Source organism: Leptothoe sp. ISB3NOV94-8A, from assembly GCF_043421595.1.
Taxonomy (GTDB): domain Bacteria; phylum Cyanobacteriota; class Cyanobacteriia; order Phormidesmidales; family Phormidesmidaceae; genus Leptothoe; species Leptothoe turfae.
On record NZ_JAXSQW010000001.1, the window covers coordinates 6,448,446 to 6,470,240 of the forward strand.

Consider the following 21,795-nt stretch of genomic DNA (forward strand, 5'->3'; position numbering starts at 1 on the left):
AGGGAGAAATGGCATATTAAGAGACTTTAGTATGCTGAAATCTTGCATTTTCTTGAGCTTAGCTAATTTCACCTAGGTTTGGAAATGGGCCATCTTAATTCGCAACATGTGCCATGGGGGGATACTGAAAAGCGTTTGAATTGTCCCTTTAAGTGGTGAGCTAGCTGCTGAGCCTGCCAGGTGCCTCTACCTCCTTCTAGCCGATTGATGTACTTAGAGTCGTCCTTAAGAACAGTTTTGCCATTATCCTGAACTAAAATGAGGTTTTCGTTTTCTGTGGCCAGGCAATTGACTGTTAACTTTGTAGCGCCCTGAGCGTACCTACCTACATTACAGAGGGCTTCTTCGAGGAAACGACAGAGATATCGCTTTTCTTCCCTGCCCAATCGTGAATCCTCCATAGATTCAAATTGAACTACGTTAAATTTAATGGATTTAAAGTGTGGAAAATCTCTTTGTATTGTTTGCTCAAACACTTCATAAAGCAACTCATGCAGAACCATATCAAGGTCTAAAGTAGGCCCCTGACTTTGCAGATGAAGTTGGTTATTTTGCGGTTTAAGTTCTTCTTCTAAGGTGTTGTAAACAGCCCGAATCTCTTGATTGAGTTGGTCAAGCTTAGCGGATAGTTGGGGGCGATCTATCGTTTTATCTGGATCATCAACATCTTTTAGAATGAGAGCTAAGGTTTGTAGGGGACCGTTGTGAACAGCATTGTATGTGTGGCGGATGACCCGTTGACCAGCTTCGATGCGCGATCGCAACATCTGGTCATATAGCAATATCCCCGGCAAGACTAGGCCATTCAGTAAAAAGGCAATCAATGGCGGCTCTAATGGTAGCCACCAGCCCACGGACAAGGCCACATAGCTGGTAAACACCAAACCTACGCCCGTCATCAGCACCAAAATCAAATGCCGCGACGGTGTGGGGACCACACCCACCAGCACAATTCCCGCAGTCCCCCACCATAAAATCCATAGGTATTCTCCAATGTCTGGCAGGCTGCGCAGTAGAGGACGATTATCTAAGACAGCACTCAGAATCTGGCTGACTACATGGGCATGGATTTCAACGCCAGACACGGCACCAGGATTTTTACCGACGAGGGCAGCGGATGTCACATTATCCTTATGACCTGGAGAAATAATGCCAATGAGAATAACACTGTCTTTAATCCAACTGGGGGAGACATTATCCGCTAACACATCCCTGAGCGGTACCATCCGAAAAGGCGCAGGCCCACTGCGGAAGTTAATCAGTGTTTGTTGGGCATTCGCATCAGCTCTTACGTAACCGCCCGTATTAGGGTAAAACGGTTCAATTTCTACAGCCCCAAAGCGCATAGCATCAGGATTCTTTAAACCATTTTCTAATGGAATGCCTTCATGCCGTAAATATTCAGACGTGAGACGCATGGCCAGGGAGAATTGATAAACACCAGAGTCTTTAGGTCTCCCTAAAAGACTTCTCCGCACAGCGCCATCATCATCTAACGGATAATCTGAAAACCCTACTCTTTCGTAAGGTAAGGTGGGGGGTGGGCCAATACTCTCACCAGTCTGCCCTAAAAATTCGATACCAAAGACATAGGGTAGATCGGCTAAGGCCTCTACAAAATCTTGATTACCTGATTTTTCGGGTAAATCACGAAAAATATCAATGCCCACAGCCCGGGGCTGATATTGGTCCAACTGTCTTAAAAGGGTTGCTAAGGTTTGACCAGGTAACGGGTAGGTGCCCAAGTTTTGAATATCAGTTTCATCAATGGCAACAACCAGCACTCTTGTATCTGTTGTTTCTGCAGATCGAAGTCGTAAAAATAGATCTAACGTTCTCCACTCGATAGCTTGAAATACACCTAAAAGTCTAACTATGATAATTAGCCCCGTTAAGGTCAATCCTGGTAATATTGACAGCTGCCAGTTTTTTAAACTATTGGGTAAATGTTGCCAAGCAAGGGTGATGTTGGTGTTGTGGGCCATGGGGTATACCCTAAATCAGCAATCGCGAGAGTAGCAGTACGCTGACTATTGTCATATAGTTTACCAAATTTAAACAGCGGCTCAAAATGGCTAATCGTCATCAAGAGCTAGATTAAAACAAACGCTAGATTAAGACAGACAAATGAAGACAAAAAATGGACAGATGACATCTCTACTGAAGTCATCCGTCCCATGGAATAAGGCATTCTATACGACAACAAAGTCACTTCTCGTCAGAGATGTACCTGCTGATAGGGTGGCAATCTGGACAGCCTTCGCAGAGCCTGAGCCATCAATATCAAAAGATAATGCTCCAGTTGAACTATTATAGAGCACACGGTCATTGGTATCGGTTGCAGACCCCAGGACAAATTGCTCTGCACCTAATAAACCTGCGGTTAAGCCGCCACCTAAGCCACTGGCCACCAGTGTAATTCTATCGCCTTGGGCACGGACAAAGTCAGTAATGGAATCGATACCATGCTGTAAGGACTTAAACTGGAATTTATCCGCTCCAGCACCCCCCGTAAGGATATCGTTACCAGCGCCCCCCACGAGTTGGTCATTGCCTTTATCGCCATTGAGGCGATCGTTGCCAAAACCACCGGTGATGATGTCATGGCCGGCCCCACCATGAATCAGATCATCATCAGCTTGACCATTGAGTTTATCATTACCAGAAAAGCCATAGAGCCGGTCATTACCAAAGCCACCGTAGACGGTATCATCACCGGTGCCGGCCTGAATCTCGTCGGCCCCTAAATAACCACGAAGAACGTCATTGCCTGCCTTACCTCGGAGCACGTTATCAGCGTTATTGCCGTGGATGATGTCGTCACCGGAACCACCATTGGCATTTTCGATTAATGAGCGATTATCCCCATCGTACTGAAGAGCATTATAAACATGACCCTGGGCGTGCTGATTGGGACCTAGCTCTGCCTGTTGAAAGTTACCATCTCTATCTAAATTGCTCCATTTGCCAGGGCGTAAGTCAACGGAGAGATTGGTCGTATAGTTAGAGAAATCGTAGGTGTCATTGCCATTGCCATCCCAAATGGTACGGAAGACTTTATTCCCAACCGGTTGCCCTTGACCAACACCGTTGATCGACAGTTCCCCCGTGTCTGTTGAAAACCTATAGACTGTATCGTTGGAGTTATGGTTAAAATTGGCACCATACATCTCTTGTATAGCCCTGATGTCATACATCATCATGGACTGGGGATAACTATCTTGTGCGATTGTATAGCTCCTAACTGGGCTGCCTACGTAAGAACGGTAAGTCATCACCGAGAACTCTATGGAGTCTCGATTGGCATCCATGGCAACTGCTCGCACGCCCTCTTCCGTGCTGTGACCATGTTTAAGACCTAATGCATGGCCAATTTCATGGCCAAAGGTGAGATAGGCATAGTCACCCATTTGAGGATTGTTAAACTGGTTGTTGTCAAACCAAATATCTCCAGCTGCAAAGCTACTATCACTATGCTCTGTACTTCCTGGGAAATCACCGACTCGAGCTGGATTGGCAGCACTAGATTCTGCTATGCGGATAGTGGCATTCCGATCCTGAGCCCCCGTTAGCTCCGTTAATGTTAAGCCAGAGACACTTTCATACATATCCATCCATTCGCGAGCCACAGATCTTTGGGTGGCGTTTAGAGTTTGAAATCCATTTTCAAACTCGGCTGGATAATCTGTTTCTTCCTCATAGTCATTTTTAAAGTTGTTGGTGAAACTGAACGTTACGGTCGTATCTGCCCATCGATGTTCAAGCAGTAGGGCATCGATATTGTTATCCCCTGTAGCTGTATTGTCAATAGATTGAGTGATTTGTCCATATGTCATGGGTCGAACTCCATTAATGCGTTAGGTATTTCAAGAGCGGATTGAGCCTTTCAGTAGCAATGCTTTGTTCTAGAAAATGGATAGAGAGATAACGATGAAATGCATTGCTTGTTGGCTCATTCACACTTCCTAAATTAAGGGTTATTCCCCTTGAAGTCAGGAGAGTTTTATGACACAAGAGATTCTCGCTGTGTCCAATCGGTTATCCAAACTTGAGTGAAATAGCCATATAAATGGAGTGTAGATTTTCCGTTTTCTGAGGCGAGCATTGCAGAAAACTACATTTGATTATGGGCAGTTTCGCCCTAGCAGCAAACGACCATCGGCCAGCCGATGCAGGACATTGGGTTCGACGATAGGTTGATCAACGTGCCATAGGCTCGGAGCATCTTCGTTAGTCAGGGGTTGCACTGGGAGCGCTGAAAACCTGGAGCCAGCAGAGTCGTTAGGACGTAGTGGAAGACCATCAGAGCCCGTAGTGATAAAAGAATCTGGATTTTCTTCTGTGCGGACAATGCAACTGCCAGTGGTAAGTGTGGTGGGATCTACCAAGGCATCTGGCAGTTCGGTCAAGCTGTTTTCAATAAAAGAGATATCAGAGATAGTAATACTGCCGTCGATGGCACCACTGGCATTCACATCCACTCGATCATTGCCATTAAACGGTGGTGGACTGCCCGGTACATAATTTTCTCCAAAGAAGGCTGTGTTGAAGGTAATGTCCCCACCGCGTCCATCATCAGCAAACGCTAAAATATCACTGTCATCAAGGGCAATAACCGTATTACCATTAAACGTAATGTCTCCTCCTCCTGATGCGCCGATATTTACAAACGTAACAATATCGCTATCACCTATTAGTAAGACATTCTCAGCATTGATAGTTATACTGCCTCCAGCAGTATTCTCTGCATTCGTGAGAACACTGCTATCGTTTGCTCGAAAACTATTGTTGACAGTTAAAAATATATTGCCTGCATCACCATTCCCATCGGAGAATGCACTGATTGTTGCAGCATTACTCATTTCTAAATTGTTGGTTGAAACAACAATATCTCCACCAGTGCCAATGCCATTTTTTCTAAGATTACTAAAAATGCCACTCAAAGAAATAGGATCAGAGTCACTGATAAAGATGGTGTCAGTGACTCTGATCCTCACATCCCCTGCATTGCCAATGCCATCAGAGCTGGCCACCACCCTGGCTCCATTGACTATGTCAAGATTAGCAGCCGTGATGGTGATATCTCCCCCCATCCCGACTGCATTGGGTTCAATGTTGGTTAACGCCGCACTTGGGAAATTCCCATTGGGATTAAACCCATCGAAACGTGCTGTTTCTCTAACATTGAGCACCACATCACCTGCCTGCCCTTGACCAAACACTAACGCACTCAACTGTGCACCATTTGTCACGTCGAGGTTGCCAGCTGAGATTTGCACTAGGCTGCCATTGCCAACTCCGTCTGAATTCACATTACTAAAAGCGCCACTACCCAAGAAATTAATTGGATTAAAGCCATCAAATCTAGCTGTTTCAGCGATATCAATGACGACCGTGCCAGCGTCACCTGTACCATTGGTTGATCCTTCAATCTGGGAGCCATTGTTGACTTCCAGCGTGTTAGCTGAAATGTCAACCAAGCCGCCATTGCCTCTCCCTCCAAACCGAATACTACTAGAGATGTCACTAGCTCTACCGTTCGCAGCGTTAAAACCAGTGACTTGCATGGAGTCAGATATGGCAATGATTACACTTCCCGCATCACCTAGACCATTTGAGGAAGCAGCTATTGCTGCCCCATTGGTGACATCAAGCTGATTGGCCGTAATGCTCACAACTCCGCCCTTGCCTTCCCCATCAGAATTAATATTGCTAAGGGCCGCACTCGGAAAGTTTCCCTGTGGATCAAATCCATCAAAGTGGACCGTTTCTGCCACCTCAATCATCACATTGCCTGCATCACCGGTACCGGAGACGGATGAACTGAGTTGTGCCCCATTGGTAACTGCAAGATCATTGGCTAAAATTTGAATCACTCCACCCTGGCCTGCTCCAGTACGATTGACGTTGCTGAAAGCACCACTAACGATTCCTGTTGCATTATTTACTCCATCAAAGCGGGCCGTCTCAGCAACATCAATTATGATGTGGCCTGCATCACCAATGCCATTGGTTGACGTACTAATCTGTGCACCATTTGTTACGTTTAATCGTCTGGTATTTAACTCGATATCTCCCCCAGTTCCTGCCCCAGGGCCACTCACCTCGGCAAAAATACCACTGACAAGTGCATTATTTTCATTCAATCCATCAATGGTAGATTGATTAGCGATCGCAAGAAAAATATTGCCACCATTACCCGTTCCAACCAAGGCGGCAGATAGTTGAGCTCCGCCTGCAAGCATCAACTCAGAGGCTCGAATAACGATATTGCCACCGTTGCCTGTACCATTGGCAGCAACATCACTAAAAACCCCTGTTAACCTGCCATTGGTGCTGATGAAATCCACCTCATCATTGGCCAGTATCGTAATATCGCCAACGTCTCCTAAAGCAGTAGTACTAATAACACTGTCAGTAACAGACACATTGTTGCGAGCGTCAATAACTATGTTACTGCTTTCTCCATTAAAGGTGCCGACAACTAATCCATCATTAAATCTTCCATCACCCGTAATCGAAATTGAGCTATTCAACACGGTTGGCTGTGGAAAATATTGATTTGTCAACAGAATCAATCCATCGGGCTGCTCAATACGTGCGTCACCTACGCTGATATCAGCAGTAGATGGGTTAGGTGTAGCAAAGGCTGGTGCAAAAAAAATATCCGTAAACGGATTGAACCCAGTTAAGATTTCTAAAGGAGGATCGCCGATTATCTCGGGTCTAACACCTGCCCTAATATCCAACGTTGGTTGAGCTAAGCCATCAACTGCCAACAGCGTACCGTCCGACAACTCAATTACTTCCCGGATCGCATCAATGCCCAAAATGCCTGGATCTGAGCCAGTAATTGTAGCTGTTCCTAGGGTCACTGAACCACCGGCCAAAATATGGAGCGATGCCCCCTCATATTCATTAATAACAACATCTCCAAACGTTCGAATAATAGGATCGATTGGACTGAATAAGTTACCAGCATCACCATTTAATGTCTCAACACTAAACCCTCCTCGACTCCAAAAATGAGCATCTCCCCCCACCTCATTCGCACTCTGTAACAATAAATCTCCACCAGAATAAAGACCACTATCTGGATGACTCAACACAACAATATCAACCGTCTCATTTCCTTGAATCTTTAAGTTTCCTGCTGCTGCGGCTATGAAAGGAACGGTTACGGAATCTCGAATACGAACCGTATCTGTACCGAATAGATTGAGACTTCCACCAGATATGACTGGTCCTTGTAAATCCACCTGATCTGCAAACACTGTTAAGTCTTGTCCAGTCGCAAGACTACCTTGATTGAGCACCACAGATTGTTCTCTTGGTGCTGGTCCCTTCTGTAGCCCCAGTGGGACACTCACTGTCAAAAGTGAACTATCGCTCGGCCCCAATGTACTAAACTCACTACCATCTTCAAACCCAATCCCCTGCGCCGTACTCACAAAGAACGAGCCCAACACATCTAAACTCGCTGCTGGTCCAAAGATCACTCCATTGGGGTTCAAAAAATATAAGCTAGCTGTCCCATCGACTCCTAAGACTCCATCAATCGACGATGGATTTCCCCCGGTTACTCGACTAAAAATCCGCTCAGTTACCGCAGGATTGGCAAAATAAACCCGCTGATCAAAATCTACATTAAAGTCCCAAAAACTATGAAACAGATTAGTATTTCGCCGTGCTCCTCCCTCAATCAGCTCCGTAGGCAAACCCTGTACCGCCGCGCCAGACGTTACCACCGAAGACTCACCCTGCAACGTATTATCCGGCAAAATCTGAGCCATCATAGTTCCATGGGAGAGCCCAACCAAGCTGCTCGTTAATAACAACGTACAGACATGAAACCAACCAGCAGATTGAGTAAATTTCATGGGACGATCTCTTGATTAATAACGATTCAGACATCTATTCTGTTACATTTTGGGAGTAGAGTACGCATTGTATAAATCTGCTAAGTCCTTTCATGAGACATCTGATGCCGTAATGACGTCACAGCTGGCTCACCCATATATCAATAGTCCTATTGCAAATTAACAATTTTCTCCCCTGATAATATTTTGATGCACATTCCTGGCCGGTGTTTATTCGTTAACCGACGTTGGCTCAAAACTCTATTTGCTGTTGGTCTAACCCTAGCGGTCTGGATTGGTCATAGTCCCTTTATCCCTGGGATGGCATCGGCAGCGAGTTTCGCTAAAGAGATGGCTATTCAAGCCGTTCAAGCGGGGGTCGATGATTACAATACAGGCGACTATTCTGTAGCTATTGAGCATTGGCTGGAAGCCCTCAATGGTTACCCTGCTGACGGTCCGGTGCCTGAGAAAGCTGTGATTCACACTAACCTAGCCAATGCCTATCAGCAGCTAGGACAACCCCATAAAGCCCTAGGGGCTCTGATTGAGGCGGGAAACATCTATGACCAGTTAGGCATGGTGGCAAGGATGGGGCGAATACAAACTGAACAAGCCCAGATTTATGCCAGCTTGGGACAATACCGGCGAGCAATTGCACTGATCTGTTTACCTCAAAATGTTGATATTCAAACTACCAACCCTATAGATGTAGATGAGCCACCGAGCCCTGTCACCCTGTTCCAAAACTGTGTTGAAGATGGAGCTTACCCGCTTGCGCTCTCCACTCAAGATCTAGCAGGACAGGTTGCAGCCTTGGGGAGTTTGGGGGATGCCTACCAGCTTCAAGGCGACTATGGGAGTGCGGTGGTAATTCTCACCGCTGGTCTTCACTTAGCGCATCAGGGACCCCTCTCAGATGCCTATGAGATTCCGATGCTGAATAGCTTAGCCAATGCCTATGGTAGACAGGCTCTACTCAGCTATCAACGGGCTGAGGCGGCTAAAAGTCTGACCTTTGTCAGTTCTGCCCAGGGGCTGAAAGTTAAAGGTGATGGGCAGTTTGACAATGCTATCAGCTATGTAGAAGAGGCTCTGCTTTTAGTGCAGCAGCGGTTTGAATTAATTGACGAGCCCCTAACTGACAGACGTTCTCTTATACCGTTATTAACAGATGAACTGCGTACCCAGCTAACGCTGTTAAAACTTTCCCAAAGAAGACATCCTGTTCCAGATCTCTCCTTAACACAGCAACGGATTGGTCAATTATTACAACAATTACCCAATTCCCGTGAGACCGCCTATGCTGCCATTGCCCTAGCAAAATCGTATCAAGAAAATCTACAGGCCTTTAGCTGTTTTTCTCCAGGAACTGACTCTATCGTCCGTACGGTACTAGACCATGCCCAGATAATTGCTAAAGATATCGATGATTTTCGGGCCCAATCCTTTGCGACGGGGCAGTTAGGCCATTTCTATGAATGCCAAGCTCAAACATCGTTGTCACCGACACAAAAGCTCACCTATCAACAAGAAGCGCTCAGGCTCACTAAATTAGCTGAGTGGCAGGCCGATGAGGGACGAGACGCTGCTGATAGTCAATATCTGTGGAAATGGCAAGCGGGTCGCCTCTATGAGTCCCAGGGCGACTACACCCAAGCGATGGCCAGTTACCATCAGGCGATTACAATCTTGGACAGTATTCGTGACGATATTTTAACGGCCACTCAAGATCTACAGTTTGACTTTCGTGATGCTGTCGAGCCACTTTATCGCAGAATGATCAAGCTCCAGCTTGAACTAGCGGACAATACCTCTTACCAACTATCAGTAGAAAACGGAAACGACGATGTTCCTCTCAATAGTCTAGAAGGTGCGTTACAGACCGTAGACTCTCTCAGATTAGCTGAATTGCAAAATTACTTTGGGGATGATTGTTTACTCAGTCCAATCCGGCAAGAGCAGGTGATTGGGCTAATTAATCAAAATACAACCTCTGCCGTGATTAGCTCCATTACGGTGGGTGATCAAATGGCGCTGATCTTGACTGTGCCGAATGCGGCGGCGCAGCTGACCTGGGTGCCAGTCAATACCGAACGTCTGGTAAAAACAGCCATCGACTATCGGCAAGGTTTAGAAAGATCCCATGATCGTACCTATGACTATCATTCTGCTGCACAGCTTTATCAGTGGATCATTACTCCCTTTGATGAGGTTTTAGCAGAGGCCCATGTTAAGACCCTCGTTTTTATCCAAGATGGCATCCTTCGCAGCATACCCATGGCGGCTTTATGGGATGGCGAGCAGTATTTAATTGAGAACTATGCGATCGCAACTGTCCCATCACTGACCTTAACCGAGCCAGAAGCACTGCGACCAAAAGAGCTAGAGGTCTTAACCTTAGGCTTTAGCGATGGTTTATGTGATGAAAATGGTAGTAACTGTGAATACGCACCGATCTGGCATGTGGAGCAAGAACTTCAATCTGTTAGACATATTTTTCCGGGCAGTCCTGCCCCACTTCTAAATAGAGAATTCACATCAGAAAATCTGGCCAAAGCATTAAAAAAGAACCACTATTCCCTATTGCATATCGCCACACATGGAGAGTTTAGTGCAGACCCTGACAGCACATTTATTGTGACGGGTGATGGCGAGAAACTTACCTTTGGTGCATTAGAGCAATTAATTCGAGATAACTCATCCAATACTCATCCGATTGAACTGATCGCCTTGACAGCTTGTGACACCGGGTTAGGCAGTGATCGTTCAACCTTAGGGTTAGCGGGTGTCGCACTTCGGGCTGGGGCCAGAAGCGCGATCGCGTCTCTATGGCTGATTGATGATGCCATCACTGCCGATATTATGGGTCACTTCTACCGCAACCTGAAAGAGCATCCAAACCTCAATAAAGCCCAAGCCTTACAAGCAGCCCAGATAGCAGCCATTCAACGGGATGGTCATCCTGGAAATTGGGCTCCGTTGATTCTGGTGGGTAACTGGCTATGAATAACTCAGCCAATGCTCCTGGGTGAATACTTATATTAATCATGTTCATGTTGCGCTTTATCAACTTAAGCTGTTACTTTCCTGCCCGTTCTAGGTAGTCTGAGAGGGATAACTACCGATTCACGACTCAAATACGGGAGTGTTAGCGATGAAGTACGAAATTCGCTACAAACCAGCGTTTGCCACCTTATTTGTCACCTTACAGCCGGGAGAGCGTATTTTTGCCGAGGCGGGAGCGATGGCGAGCATGGACGGGCAAATATCCATGGGTACAGGCTTCTTTGGTGGCCTGATTCCAGGGTTGCTCAAAGCGTTTTTCGGTGGCGAGTCCCTATTTCTGAATCACTTTGCTAATCGAACTAATAATCCCCAAACGCTGGTGCTCACCCAGTCAACCATTGGCGATATTGCCCGCATGGAGCTGAATGGTAATGAACTGTGTCTGCAGCCTGGAGCCTATATCGCCCACAGCTCAGGCGTTAAGGTAGAACTACAGTGGGCCGGCTTCGCTAGTTGGTTTGCTGGCGAAGGGTTATTTAAGCTCAAGCTAGGTGGTCGTGGACTCGTTTTCTTTGGTGCCTATGGTGGCCTTTCGGAAGTCACTGTCAAAGATGAATTTATTGTCGACAACGGTCATCTCGTGGCCTACGAACCAGGCATCAAGATGAACATTGGCTTGTCGGGAGGTATGGTGGGCTCCATCACCTCTGGAGAAGGGTTTATCAACCGGCTCCAGGGTCGAGGAAAAATTTATCTCCAGTCCCGCAGTATGGATGGGTTGGTTCGCTTCCTCAGGTCGAAGCTGCGGTAGAGAGTGCTGGATAACATCTATATAACCTGGAAAGAGTATGAAGCTTGAACTGTTACATCAGCCGGATAGTGCGATCGCAAAAATCTTCATGGACCCCCAAGAAGAACTCATTGCCGAAGCCGGGGCCATGGTCGCTATGAGCGGCTTTGTGAACGTTAGCACCACACTCCGCAAAGGTAAGGGGGGCGGCGTCTTTGGTGGCTTAAAGCGCATGCTAGCTGGAGAATCGCTGTTCCTGAGCGTTTTTCGCTCAGGAAATAGCTCGGCAGAACTCTATCTTTCCCCCAAACTAATCGGCGATATTCTTCCCTATACCCTCAAAGCAACAGAACTTGTGGTGCAATCCACTGGCTACATGGCCAGTACACCCGATGTTGATATTGACTTAGGCTTCACTGGCTTTAAAAGTCTCTTCTCAGGAGAATCTCTCTTTTGGCTCACAGCTAGCGGCTCAGGCCTATTGTTGCTCAGCGCTTTTGGTGGCATTTACGAAATAGATGTGGATGGAGACTATGTCGTCGATACAGGCCACATTGTCGCCTTTGAGCGTACCCTTGACTACAGCATCTCCAAAGCTAACAAAAGCTGGGCTGGCGCATTCTTTGGTGGAGAAGGATTTGTCTGCCAATTTAGAGGTCGCGGTAAAGTCTTTTGCCAAACCCACAATCCTGGATCATTTGGGCGATTAGTGGGGGGCAAACTGCCTCCTCGTTAGCAGCGTGAGCAAAGCCAAATCCGACCACTGTAAATGAATCAGGAACCAAGCGATATGAGTAATCAAGTCACATATGCCATCGACCATAACCCAGCGTACGCTTCCCTCAAACTTAGCCTGCAGCCCAATCAAACAGTCTCTGTAGAAGCTGGGGCCATGGCAGCTATGGACAGCTGCATTGATATGAAATCCAAAGCAAAAGGCGGCTGGAAAAAAGGCCTTGGCCGCATGCTCGGGGGCGAATCTTTATTTATCAGTGAGTTTACAGCCCAGGGAAGTTCTGGTGATCTATACATATCGCCAGGTGTGCCTGGAGACATTCAACACTATATCTTAGACGGCAATCAAAGTCTGATGGTGCAATCATCTGGTTTTGTCGCAGCTGGTCCAGGCGTCTCCATTGACAGCAAATTTCAAGGCTTTAAAGGATTCTTTAGTGGAGAATCGCTTTTTCTCTTACGAGTTACCGGCCAGGGGGATTTTTGGTTTAGTTCCTTTGGCGCAATTTTAGAAATCCCTGTGGAAGGCAATTATATAGTGGATACGGGCTATATTGTCGCCTTTGAAGATAGCCTCAGCTATAACGTTGAAATGATCAGTGGTCTATCCTTTAGGGGGTTGAGAACTGGTATTTTTGGCGGAGAAGGGCTCGTGGCTCGCTTTAGTGGCTCGGGTCGACTGTGGATTCAGTCCCGTAATGTTTACTCACTGGTTAACTTCCTGAATCCCTTCCGCCCAACCAAGAGTAACAACTAGATGACCAATGCCCATGGAACTTCCGCCTGGAACAGCGGCGTATAGTGACAAAACACCCCCACCCAGCCATCATCAGCTGTTAGTGTTGTTGGGGTTATTTCTCACAGGCATCGCTATCGCCATTGCCATTGCCTTCTGGTTAGCAGGAGCTTTGGTATGGTTTATCCCGACTCGTGTAGAGCAACAACTGGGGCGGGCAATTGTGCCCATTTACGCGGCTCAAGCTGAAGTGTCAGCGACACAAGCAACCCTTAATCAGCTATTAGACCGGCTGGAGACGTACTTACCTGCCGCACAGACTAACGGACGGAATTATCAGGTATTGTATGTGCCAGATCAGACCGTGAATGCCCTGGCTATTCCAGGCGATCACATTATCATTTACCAGGGTTTACTCGCCGAAGTAGCTTCTGAAAACGAGTTAATGATGGTCTTAGGCCATGAGCTGGGGCACTTTGCCAATCGAGATCATCTGCGCGGCCTCAGCCGTCAGGTCTTAATTCGTCTATCCCTATCGTCCTTACTCGGTGACTTTGGCTCTTGGGGTTCCATCGCCAGCGCTAGCATTTCTACACTTTCCACTGCTCAGTTTTCGCAACAGCAAGAACAACACGCTGATCGACTCGGATTGACACTGCTTAACCAAGTCTATGGTCATGTTGCTGGAGCCACCGACTTCTTTGACCGGCTCAGTCGATCAGAGCGTTCCGGCTTAGCCATATTAGCCAGTCACCCTCCATCTAAAAAGCGGGTGCGCAATCTTGAGCGCCTGATTGCGCAGCAAGGGTATCGAGTAGGAGACAAAGCTCCCTTACCCGACGCTTTGAGGTCAAATCTTTAGTTATGGGGCTCTTCTTGTGCCTCTTAGGGGACTGAACAAAAATAAAGACTCAGGTTGGGGCTGTCGATGGGTGAATGAGTGATGGGGTAATGGGCTGATTATTTAAGCACAGGCGCCTAAAGAGACTTTCGTTCTCTCTCTAGCTGTCGCTGCTTTATACGTTCGGCAAATCGCATACGCTGTTTCTCAGTCAGTTGGTCGTAACAATTAGGGCATGCCATCCCTGGTTCGTAATAGGGTGATTGCATATCTTCATCGGATATCGGATGTCCACAGCCACGGCACATGGCATAGCTGCCCTCTGCTAAGCCATGCTGTACGGTCACCCGTTGATCAAACACAAAACATTCCCCTTCCCAAAGACTGTCTTCTGGTGGGACCTCTTCTAAATACTTTAGAATACCGCCCTTAAGATGGTAAACCTGCTCAAATCCCTGCTCTAGCAAGTAGGATGATGCTTTTTCACAGCGAATCCCCCCGGTACAAAACATCGCTACTTGTTTATGTTTTGCTGGGTCTAACTGCTGATCCGCATAGTCAGGAAAATCACGAAAAGACTCAGTCTGTGGGTTAGTGGCACCGTTAAAGGTACCGATATCCACTTCGTAATTATTGCGTGTATCAATCACCACCACGTCTGGATCAGAAATTACCTGATTCCAATCTTTTGGGTCCACATACGTGCCGACTTTTTTAGTCGGGCTCACGTCCGGCTGTCCTAGGGTGACAATCTCTTTTTTCAGCTTCACCTTCATACGCGAGAAGGGCTGCTCTGCTGCGGATGAGGTTTTGTGGGTGAGATCGGCTAACCGGGGGTCTTGTTTAAGGTGGGACAGTAACTTTTCCACTGCTTCATTGGTGCCTGCTACCGTAGCGTTAATTCCTTCAAGGGCTAGCAAGATGGTTCCCTTAATGCCTTGCGTTTTACAAAGCTCTGTGAGGGGCTGACGCAATTCAACAAAATTATCGAGCTGAACAAATTTATAGAAGGTAATAACGGTCCAAGGCATGGGAAAGATTTTTGATGCTTGAAATTAGGTTTAGATCGGACTTCAGCAGCTATGGCCAAAATTTCCTGAATATGGTGACATCTCCGTTAGTAAGGCTTTACTGCTTCCAGGAAACGCTGCTGCTAAAGCCTTACAACTTTATCCTAAATTTCTAGCAATATTTCCGGTAGACCTCGCTGGCGGCCCGATGTAAGTATGAATGTCGATAGATCAGCGCGTTCATGTCTTTGCCATAGCCACCGCCAATTACGCAGGCTACCGGGTATCGCGCTTTCGCGCAGGTTTCTAAGACATACCAATCACGGCGATATAGCCCCTCATCCGTCAGGGCCAATTTACCCAGACGATCATCCCGATGGGGGTCAGCACCAGCATCGTATAGAACCAGATCAGGCTTTACCTGAGCCAATAGATCGGGCAGATGGGCCTCTAGCTTTGCTAAATATTCGTCATCTTCAGTGCCTTCATCCAGGGGCACATCCAAATCACTGGTTTGCTTACGCCCTGGGAAATTCACTGCGCAGTGCATGGAAAATGTGAATACGCTGGGGTCATCCCGAAAAATCCAGGCGGTGCCATCGCCTTGGTGTACGTCTAAATCAACGACTAGGACGGTTTTAAGTAAGTTTTGGGCTTTGAGAAGACGGGTTGCGATCGCAATATCGTTAAAAATACAAAATCCTGCTCCATATCCTGGAAAGGCATGGTGGGTTCCTCCAGCGGTGTTACAGGCCAACCCTTGATTGAGTGCTAGTTTGGCCGTCAAGATAGTCCCGCCGACTGCGGTGCAGGTTCGTCGCACTAATTCCGCACTCCAGGGCAAACCAATGCGGCGCTGAGCCTTAGCGTCTAATCCGCCATCACAATAAGCTTGTACATAGGGCGAATCGTGCACTAATTCGAGCCAGTCCCTAGGGGGACGTCCCGGCTGATAAATCTGCTTTTCTGAAATGACGCCATCGCGCACCAGCAGGTCCCGCAGCAGCTGAAACTTTGGCATCGGAAACCTGTGCCCTGTGGGCAAAGGCGTCACATAGTCAGGGTGATAAATAACCGGCAGACCCGTCAAAACGCGGTTTACAAGAAAGAACTGATTGAGCGAGTCTGGCGGACATCTAACTTATGGGCCAGACTCCCTTCTTTCCAATCCAGGGGAGACGTTTCATTGTCCGGAACAACGGTCACAGATGGACCAGACGGAGCAGACTGGCTAGTCACAGCAAATGACATTGGTTGTGACGTCATGGGTGCTGATGGCTGAGCAGGTACTTGATGGTGCCCAGGTCTCTGGCCTGACTGCACTGCCATGCCTTTAGGGGCTGAGCGCTGCTGGGCTGCCAAACGGCGGTGTTTACCACGACGTTGCCGTTTACTAACGGTTTTACCTGGGGTTCGTGCAGAGCGTACAGGGCGAGAACCTGCTTGAGGCACAGGAGCGGTTGCAACCCGGCGGCGACTACGACGAGACTCAGCTGTTAACAGACCTTGTTTAGATACCAGTAGACAGCCACCTGCGCAGGTGACGACCATGAATAACAGTGGCCAAGCTGGCATAGCTTGCTCGTTTGCCCCTGGTAACGTCGCTGCCGGATCTCGCTGACTCAGGACACTTTTTTCATTACGAATGCTCAGCCGTGAAAAAGCAGCGGCATCAGGAGTGCTTAGGGGCTGCCCTGCAATGCTGCTATTGACAGGCTCCAGAGTCATCTCACGGCCAGGGTTAGAAAGACCAGCGAGTGCGATCGCAATCATCAATATAAATGTCAGCCACAGGGCAACGACCAGCAGCCATGGCCGCACCCAAAATAGATGTGACCAAAATGAACCCGACTTAGCAGACCTTTTCTGAGGTGCAGTTGTCTTATGAGCTATGGTCCGGGTTGCTTTAGCGGCAGGCGGCTTGGGCACAGCCACTTTCTTAAGCTTTAGAGATGAGGGGGGGCTGCCCCGTCTGCTACGGGAAGGTGATACACGTCTCGAAGCACGCTTCATCAGCGCTTTTAACCTTTTAGATAGTTGCTCAGACAAGATTGGATGCCTAGCCATAGCACAACACGTTCCTTAAAAAGCACCCTCACCCTTGGTATTGGACCTAGAATAACGGCATTGTAAGCCTTCTTTATCGCAATGACTAGCTTTACGCTGCAATTCTTCAGATATCCGATACTTTATCGAGTTTCGCAAGTGAGCTATTGCTGTAATTCTAATTCAGACAAATATTGACCTGGATCGCGAGCAATCCAGCCCTCACTAGAATTTGTCCGCACCTCAAAGTACATAAAAGAATCCTGCGACTCACCTGCTACGGTGCCCAATCCAGTCCCTTGGGTAACTGCATCACCAACGGTAAACTCAACATCAGCCAAGTTGCCATAACGGGTCTGCAAGCCATTGCTATGATTAACCACCACGATCAAAGCGCCATTGTGTTCTCCCACAAACGCTACGGTGCCATCTGCAGCTGATGTCACCACAGTCCCTGGTGTTGCCGAAAAAGCAATACCACTGTTAAAAACCAGTTCATCTCGTCGGGGATGAGGCTGCCAACCATAACTCAACACAAGCTTGGCTGGAACGGGCAATGGATACCCTAAGGCAACTGCTGAAGGCGTAGTTTCAGCAGCCATAGTGCCCCCACGATTACCAGCAGGAATAAATACTCGACTGGGTAAGGTATCAGGGCAGCCATTCACCTCAAATAAAAGGTCTGCCCTTGTCCCATGGCGCTCTGCCAATGACTGCCAGGTTTGACCCGCCCCGACTTGGACAGGAACACCATTAAATGGGGGGACTTCGACCACTCCCCCCGTGGGCAGAGCTCCTTGAGCTGGCAATTGTGGATTGATTGCCGCTAATGTTGCCGGGCGTAACCCATACTGTGCAGCCACACCCTCCAGCGTTTCTCCCGCTGTAACACGGTGGTTGGTCATTTGGGAAAGCGCCGCGTCAGGGCACGCTGATGCCTGCAACGGCTTCAGCCAACCCAGGGAAAGCAAACTAAATCCAGATAGGAATAGGAAAAATTTATAAAATCTTTGGAATACATGCATTCTTGGAGCACCCAGGATTACGAACAATAGCAAATCACCATTCCGCAGTGATTGGTAGAGAAATTTACCTGAGCACAGCACCAACATTCAGTACCATGGATAAGTCTGTATCAGGAGTGTGTACTTAAGCCGATACATTTTCGAGGTAATCTTCGCTAAGGTAAGTTCATTAGAACCCTCATCACCTAGAGATGAGGAAGCAGCAATGAAAATTTCTCCCAAACAACTCGGTCTATATGTAGGCCTCCTTCTGGTGGGTAGTGGTGCTGGCTGGGCCAGTCATAGCTACTTTTTCAAGTCGGTTGTCGAGGAACAGGATAGTGAACTACCAATTGCTACTTCGGTTTTGCAGACGGCAACTGAGCCTACAGAAGTTTTAACTCAATCTCCACAGCCCAGCTATCCGTCGGTTGATAATCCTAATTTTATTGCAGCTGCCGCCGAGCAGGTGGGACCTGCCGTTGTACGTATTGATGCTTCACGTTCAGTTAGGGGAGTATCAGAACCCTTTGAGCATCCTTTATTCAAGCGATTTTTCACAGATGAATTTCCGGTGGAACCAGATTTACCCGAACGTCTTGAACAGGGAACTGGCTCTGGTTTTATTATGACGAGTGATGGTCAAGTTATGACCAATGCCCACGTTGTAGAAGGGGCTAAAACAGTCAATGTGACCTTAAATGATGGACGCTCATTTGAAGGTGAGGTAGTCGGGACCGACCCGGTCACCGATGTTGCAGTTGTCAAAATTGATGGTGAGAACCTGCCAACGGCTCCCCTAGGAGCAACGGATAATTTAGCGGCAGGTCAGTGGGCCATTGCCATTGGAAACCCTCTAGGTCTAGATAACAGTGTTACCGCTGGCATTATTAGTGCTATTGGTCGAACCAGCTCCCAAGTGGGCATTTCTGACAAACGTGTGCAGTTTATTCAAACTGATGCTGCCATTAACCCTGGTAACTCTGGTGGGCCACTACTTAATGCCCAAGGAGAAGTTATTGGCATGAATACAGCAATTCGTGCCGGTGCTCAGGGGCTTGGATTTGCAATTCCCATTGAGACGGCTAAACGCATTGGTGATCAGCTGTTTAAAGATGGTGAAGTGAAGCACCCTTATCTGGGAATCCAGATGGTTAACCTTAATCCAGAGATGCGTCAGCGCATTAATGCCGATGAAGATATTGACTTCACTATCGAGGCAGAGTCAGGTGTAATGGTTATTCGCGTCATGGAAGATACACCGGCTGAAATTGCCGGGATCCAACGGGGTGATGTCATCAGCAAAGTGAATGAGGTTGAGGTTGCTACCGCTACCGATGTACAGACTCAGGTTGAGGCTAGTATTATTGGCAAGGCTCTGAAAGTAGAAATTGATCGCAAAGGTGAAGTGAAGACCCTTAAGGTCAAACCTACTAAAATGCCTAACAATCTGCAGTAAATGACTTGCTGTAGTGAGTCCTCGTAATCAAAGTAAATGCTTGCAAGCATTTACTTGCAAACTGGTGGTGAGCTTGAAAACCAAGTAGTAACAGCTAGGCTTTAGATGGCCTAGCTATCAAATTCTGGGAATTCGCTATCTGAATCACTATCTAGTGTAGAGGATACCCCTGACAGGCTGGATTCAAGTTCCATTCGCTGTTCCATCTGACGTAGGAAGTATCCCGTCATCATGGCTGAAGCCAACAACCCCGCCAGGTTTTCACGGTCAGTTGTCACCTGCACGTTAAACCCTTCCGACGGCAGCACGCCAATGAGGCCCTGAACGTTTTGAGAGATGATTTGCTTGATCTCACCGCTCACGGATTGGGCCACGCGAGTAAGAACCTCAGGTGGCTGATGCTGTAGGTACTTCAGTAATTGATTGACCTGTGCATCGTCAGAACCCATGCCGATAAATTGGGCGCTATCAGGGTTAAACATAAATGGTTGTGTATTTCTTCTAATTACCTTAGCGTGATCAAGCCGATTTCAGCTAGCACTTCCAAGAAGTTCAGTGTGAACGACATATCTTAAACATGCCCCATCACATCGCTTGATTTAACGATATCTTAATTGACTACTAGCCTTAGTGAACTTTTCAAGTCTCTGACAGAGCCATTGGTTCAACTGCTACACTCACCTCTGAAAGAGGGTTTGGCACTGTTTCCGTCTCTGTTTCTATGGTTGAATCATCATTTGTGTTGGCGGATGTTTCCATCGAGGTTTCACCAGGCTCAGACGTATCATTTGTGACGTCAGGTAAATTAATCTGTGGAAGTTTATCAATCTCAAAACGCTGATAAAACTTTTCGGTCACTTGTAACCAAAAAGATCGTCCATCGGATTGACGACGGCGACGAACCAAGCCTTGGTCAACTAAATCGTGCACATGTCCATAAGCCCCTGACCCACGCAAGTCAACCAGGTCGGTCTGACTGAGAGGACCTTTCATTGCGATCGCGGCCAACGTCCGCAATGCACCCAAACCAATATCTAAAGGAATCAATTCATCGAGTAGCGGCTTAAATGGCTGACGCAACTGCAAGCTATAGCCATTTTCAGTTTCAGAAATTTCCAATGCTCCCTCTCGATGAGAATAATCTCCCATCAGCTGGATCAACCCTTCCTCCGCAGTCGCCTTATCACACTTGGCATACTCGGCAATCTGGGCAATGGTTAAGGGTTTGGCCTTAAGGTACAAGATTGCTTCAATGGTGTGGGACAAAGACGCCATAGTCATCAATACCTACAAACGTGGGTCAAGGATAGCAAACGCAGGCATATCCTACCCCCATTGGCCGTAGAGTAATCGCCGATCACAGCTAAATTCTTGGTTTGGAGTGTTGAATTTGGCATCAACACTCGACTCAAAATTCAACACTCCCCAAACCAATCAGCTTTACTTAATTAGTTGCCATACGAGTCAGTAACACCGGACAGGGAGCATTGATACGCACATAGTCAGACAAAGACCCACCTAGCAACCGATCAATATCAGGTAAGCCTTTAGCAATGGAAGGACGCCGGTCAGGGGAACCCAGAATCAGTAGATTCACATTGAGCTCATCAGCCAATACACAAATACGCTGACCCGGTTTACCGGCTGGAGCCAAACAACGATAGTTGATACGATACCGCTTTGCTTCAGCGATGGCAGGCGCTAGAACTGGATCAGTCTCTGGATTTGCGTTAATGGCCTCATCAATGGAGTTACGCAAGTTTGACAGAGTATGAACAAAGATCAATTCACTGTCCTGGATATCACGGGTGAGGTCGATGGCAACTCTCAGCGACTCTTTTGCCATATCAGATTTATCTAGGGCAACCAAGACTCGCTTAATGGGTCGAATGCTATATATATCATCCTTCACCAGTAGCATGGGGCGAGAGGATAGCTGAAACACATACTGACTGACCGAGTTTTTGAAAATTGCCTTTAGACCACCGAGCCCACGGGAGCCCATAACAATTAGACTGGCGTCAATTTCATCAGCGACCTTACACACCACATCTTTAGGATCGCCCTCTCGTAGCATAGGGGTTACCTTCGATGCTTCGATACCCAAGCGTGTCACCGTGTCTGACAACTCTTGTTCACTGTCAGCACGCTGATCACCCATGTCGTTGGAAGCTGTTTGAGGCGGGATAGCCTTTAATACAGTTACCTGCGCTCGCTGAATCATGGGGATTTCCAGCAGGGCCTTAAACATTGTCTCAGTGTTGCCTGGGCCGGAGCTGGCCAACAAAATCTTCTCGATCATTGAC

16 protein-coding genes are annotated in these 21,795 nt (G+C 47.5%); 6 read left to right on the top strand and 10 right to left on the bottom strand.

Going from position 1 to position 21,795, the window contains the following annotated elements; all coding sequences use genetic code 11:
- Window positions 1-68: 68 nt before the first annotated feature.
- From SPB21_RS27655 to SPB21_RS27665, 3 genes are all read right to left on the bottom strand, one after another.
- Complete coding sequence (locus SPB21_RS27655; protein WP_499868256.1) at window positions 69-1,985, bottom strand: sensor histidine kinase; 1,917 nt, start codon at window positions 1,983-1,985, stop codon at window positions 69-71.
- 207 nt (window positions 1,986-2,192) lie between these two features.
- Window positions 2,193-3,836, bottom strand: coding sequence for a M10 family metallopeptidase (locus SPB21_RS27660; RefSeq protein ID WP_499868257.1), 1,644 nt, complete (start codon window positions 3,834-3,836; stop codon window positions 2,193-2,195).
- A 288-nt stretch (window positions 3,837-4,124) separates the two neighbouring features.
- Complete coding sequence (locus SPB21_RS27665; RefSeq protein ID WP_499868258.1) at window positions 4,125-7,880, bottom strand: two-partner secretion domain-containing protein; 3,756 nt, start codon at window positions 7,878-7,880, stop codon at window positions 4,125-4,127.
- Window positions 7,881-8,069: 189 nt separating this feature from the next.
- Here SPB21_RS27665 and SPB21_RS27670 point away from each other — a divergent pair, with 189 nt between their 5' ends.
- From SPB21_RS27670 to SPB21_RS27690, 5 genes are all read left to right on the top strand, one after another.
- Window positions 8,070-10,868: a CHAT domain-containing protein gene (locus SPB21_RS27670; RefSeq protein WP_499868260.1), complete on the top strand. Its 2,799-nt coding sequence runs from the start codon at window positions 8,070-8,072 to the stop codon at window positions 10,866-10,868.
- A 148-nt stretch (window positions 10,869-11,016) separates the two neighbouring features.
- Window positions 11,017-11,679, top strand: a complete 663-nt coding sequence (locus SPB21_RS27675; protein ID WP_163663505.1) for a TIGR00266 family protein — start codon at window positions 11,017-11,019, stop codon at window positions 11,677-11,679.
- A 37-nt stretch (window positions 11,680-11,716) separates the two neighbouring features.
- The gene (locus tag SPB21_RS27680) at window positions 11,717-12,394 is read left to right on the top strand and encodes a TIGR00266 family protein (protein WP_499868262.1); all 678 of its coding nucleotides are present in this window, start codon (window positions 11,717-11,719) and stop codon (window positions 12,392-12,394) included.
- A gap of 54 nt (window positions 12,395-12,448) precedes the next feature.
- A complete protein-coding gene (locus tag SPB21_RS27685; protein ID WP_163663500.1) occupies window positions 12,449-13,150 on the top strand; it encodes a TIGR00266 family protein in 702 nt (233 codons plus the stop codon).
- 13 nt (window positions 13,151-13,163) lie between these two features.
- Complete coding sequence (locus SPB21_RS27690) at window positions 13,164-13,991, top strand: M48 family metallopeptidase (RefSeq protein WP_499868263.1); 828 nt, start codon at window positions 13,164-13,166, stop codon at window positions 13,989-13,991.
- A gap of 116 nt (window positions 13,992-14,107) precedes the next feature.
- Here SPB21_RS27690 and trhO read toward each other — a convergent pair whose 3' ends face one another.
- The 4 genes from trhO to SPB21_RS27710 form a co-directional block, all read right to left on the bottom strand.
- Window positions 14,108-15,001, bottom strand: coding sequence for an oxygen-dependent tRNA uridine(34) hydroxylase TrhO (gene trhO, locus SPB21_RS27695; protein WP_499868264.1), 894 nt, complete (start codon window positions 14,999-15,001; stop codon window positions 14,108-14,110).
- Window positions 15,002-15,152: 151 nt separating this feature from the next.
- Window positions 15,153-16,001, bottom strand: a complete 849-nt coding sequence (locus SPB21_RS27700) for a histone deacetylase family protein (RefSeq protein ID WP_250564906.1) — start codon at window positions 15,999-16,001, stop codon at window positions 15,153-15,155.
- Window positions 16,002-16,078: 77 nt separating this feature from the next.
- The gene (locus SPB21_RS27705) at window positions 16,079-17,047 is read right to left on the bottom strand and encodes a hypothetical protein (protein ID WP_499868265.1); all 969 of its coding nucleotides are present in this window, start codon (window positions 17,045-17,047) and stop codon (window positions 16,079-16,081) included.
- Window positions 17,048-17,190: 143 nt separating this feature from the next.
- Window positions 17,191-17,997 carry a LysM peptidoglycan-binding domain-containing M23 family metallopeptidase gene (locus tag SPB21_RS27710; protein ID WP_163698720.1) on the bottom strand — a complete coding sequence of 269 codons (807 nt, stop codon included), beginning with the start codon at window positions 17,995-17,997 and terminating at the stop codon, window positions 17,191-17,193.
- Window positions 17,998-18,256: 259 nt separating this feature from the next.
- Here SPB21_RS27710 and SPB21_RS27715 point away from each other — a divergent pair, with 259 nt between their 5' ends.
- Window positions 18,257-19,489 (top strand): HhoA/HhoB/HtrA family serine endopeptidase, encoded by a 1,233-nt coding sequence (locus tag SPB21_RS27715; protein ID WP_163663488.1) that lies wholly within the window; start codon window positions 18,257-18,259, stop codon window positions 19,487-19,489.
- Window positions 19,490-19,599: 110 nt separating this feature from the next.
- Here SPB21_RS27715 and SPB21_RS27720 read toward each other — a convergent pair whose 3' ends face one another.
- From SPB21_RS27720 to SPB21_RS27730, 3 genes are all read right to left on the bottom strand, one after another.
- Entirely contained in the window at window positions 19,600-19,971 is a 372-nt protein-coding gene (locus tag SPB21_RS27720) for a DUF760 domain-containing protein (protein WP_163663486.1), read from the bottom strand.
- 157 nt (window positions 19,972-20,128) lie between these two features.
- A complete protein-coding gene (gene scpB, locus SPB21_RS27725; RefSeq protein ID WP_163698718.1) occupies window positions 20,129-20,770 on the bottom strand; it encodes an SMC-Scp complex subunit ScpB in 642 nt (213 codons plus the stop codon).
- A gap of 163 nt (window positions 20,771-20,933) precedes the next feature.
- Window positions 20,934-21,791 carry a universal stress protein gene (locus SPB21_RS27730; protein ID WP_163663482.1) on the bottom strand — a complete coding sequence of 286 codons (858 nt, stop codon included), beginning with the start codon at window positions 21,789-21,791 and terminating at the stop codon, window positions 20,934-20,936.
- Window positions 21,792-21,795: the final 4 nt, after the last annotated feature.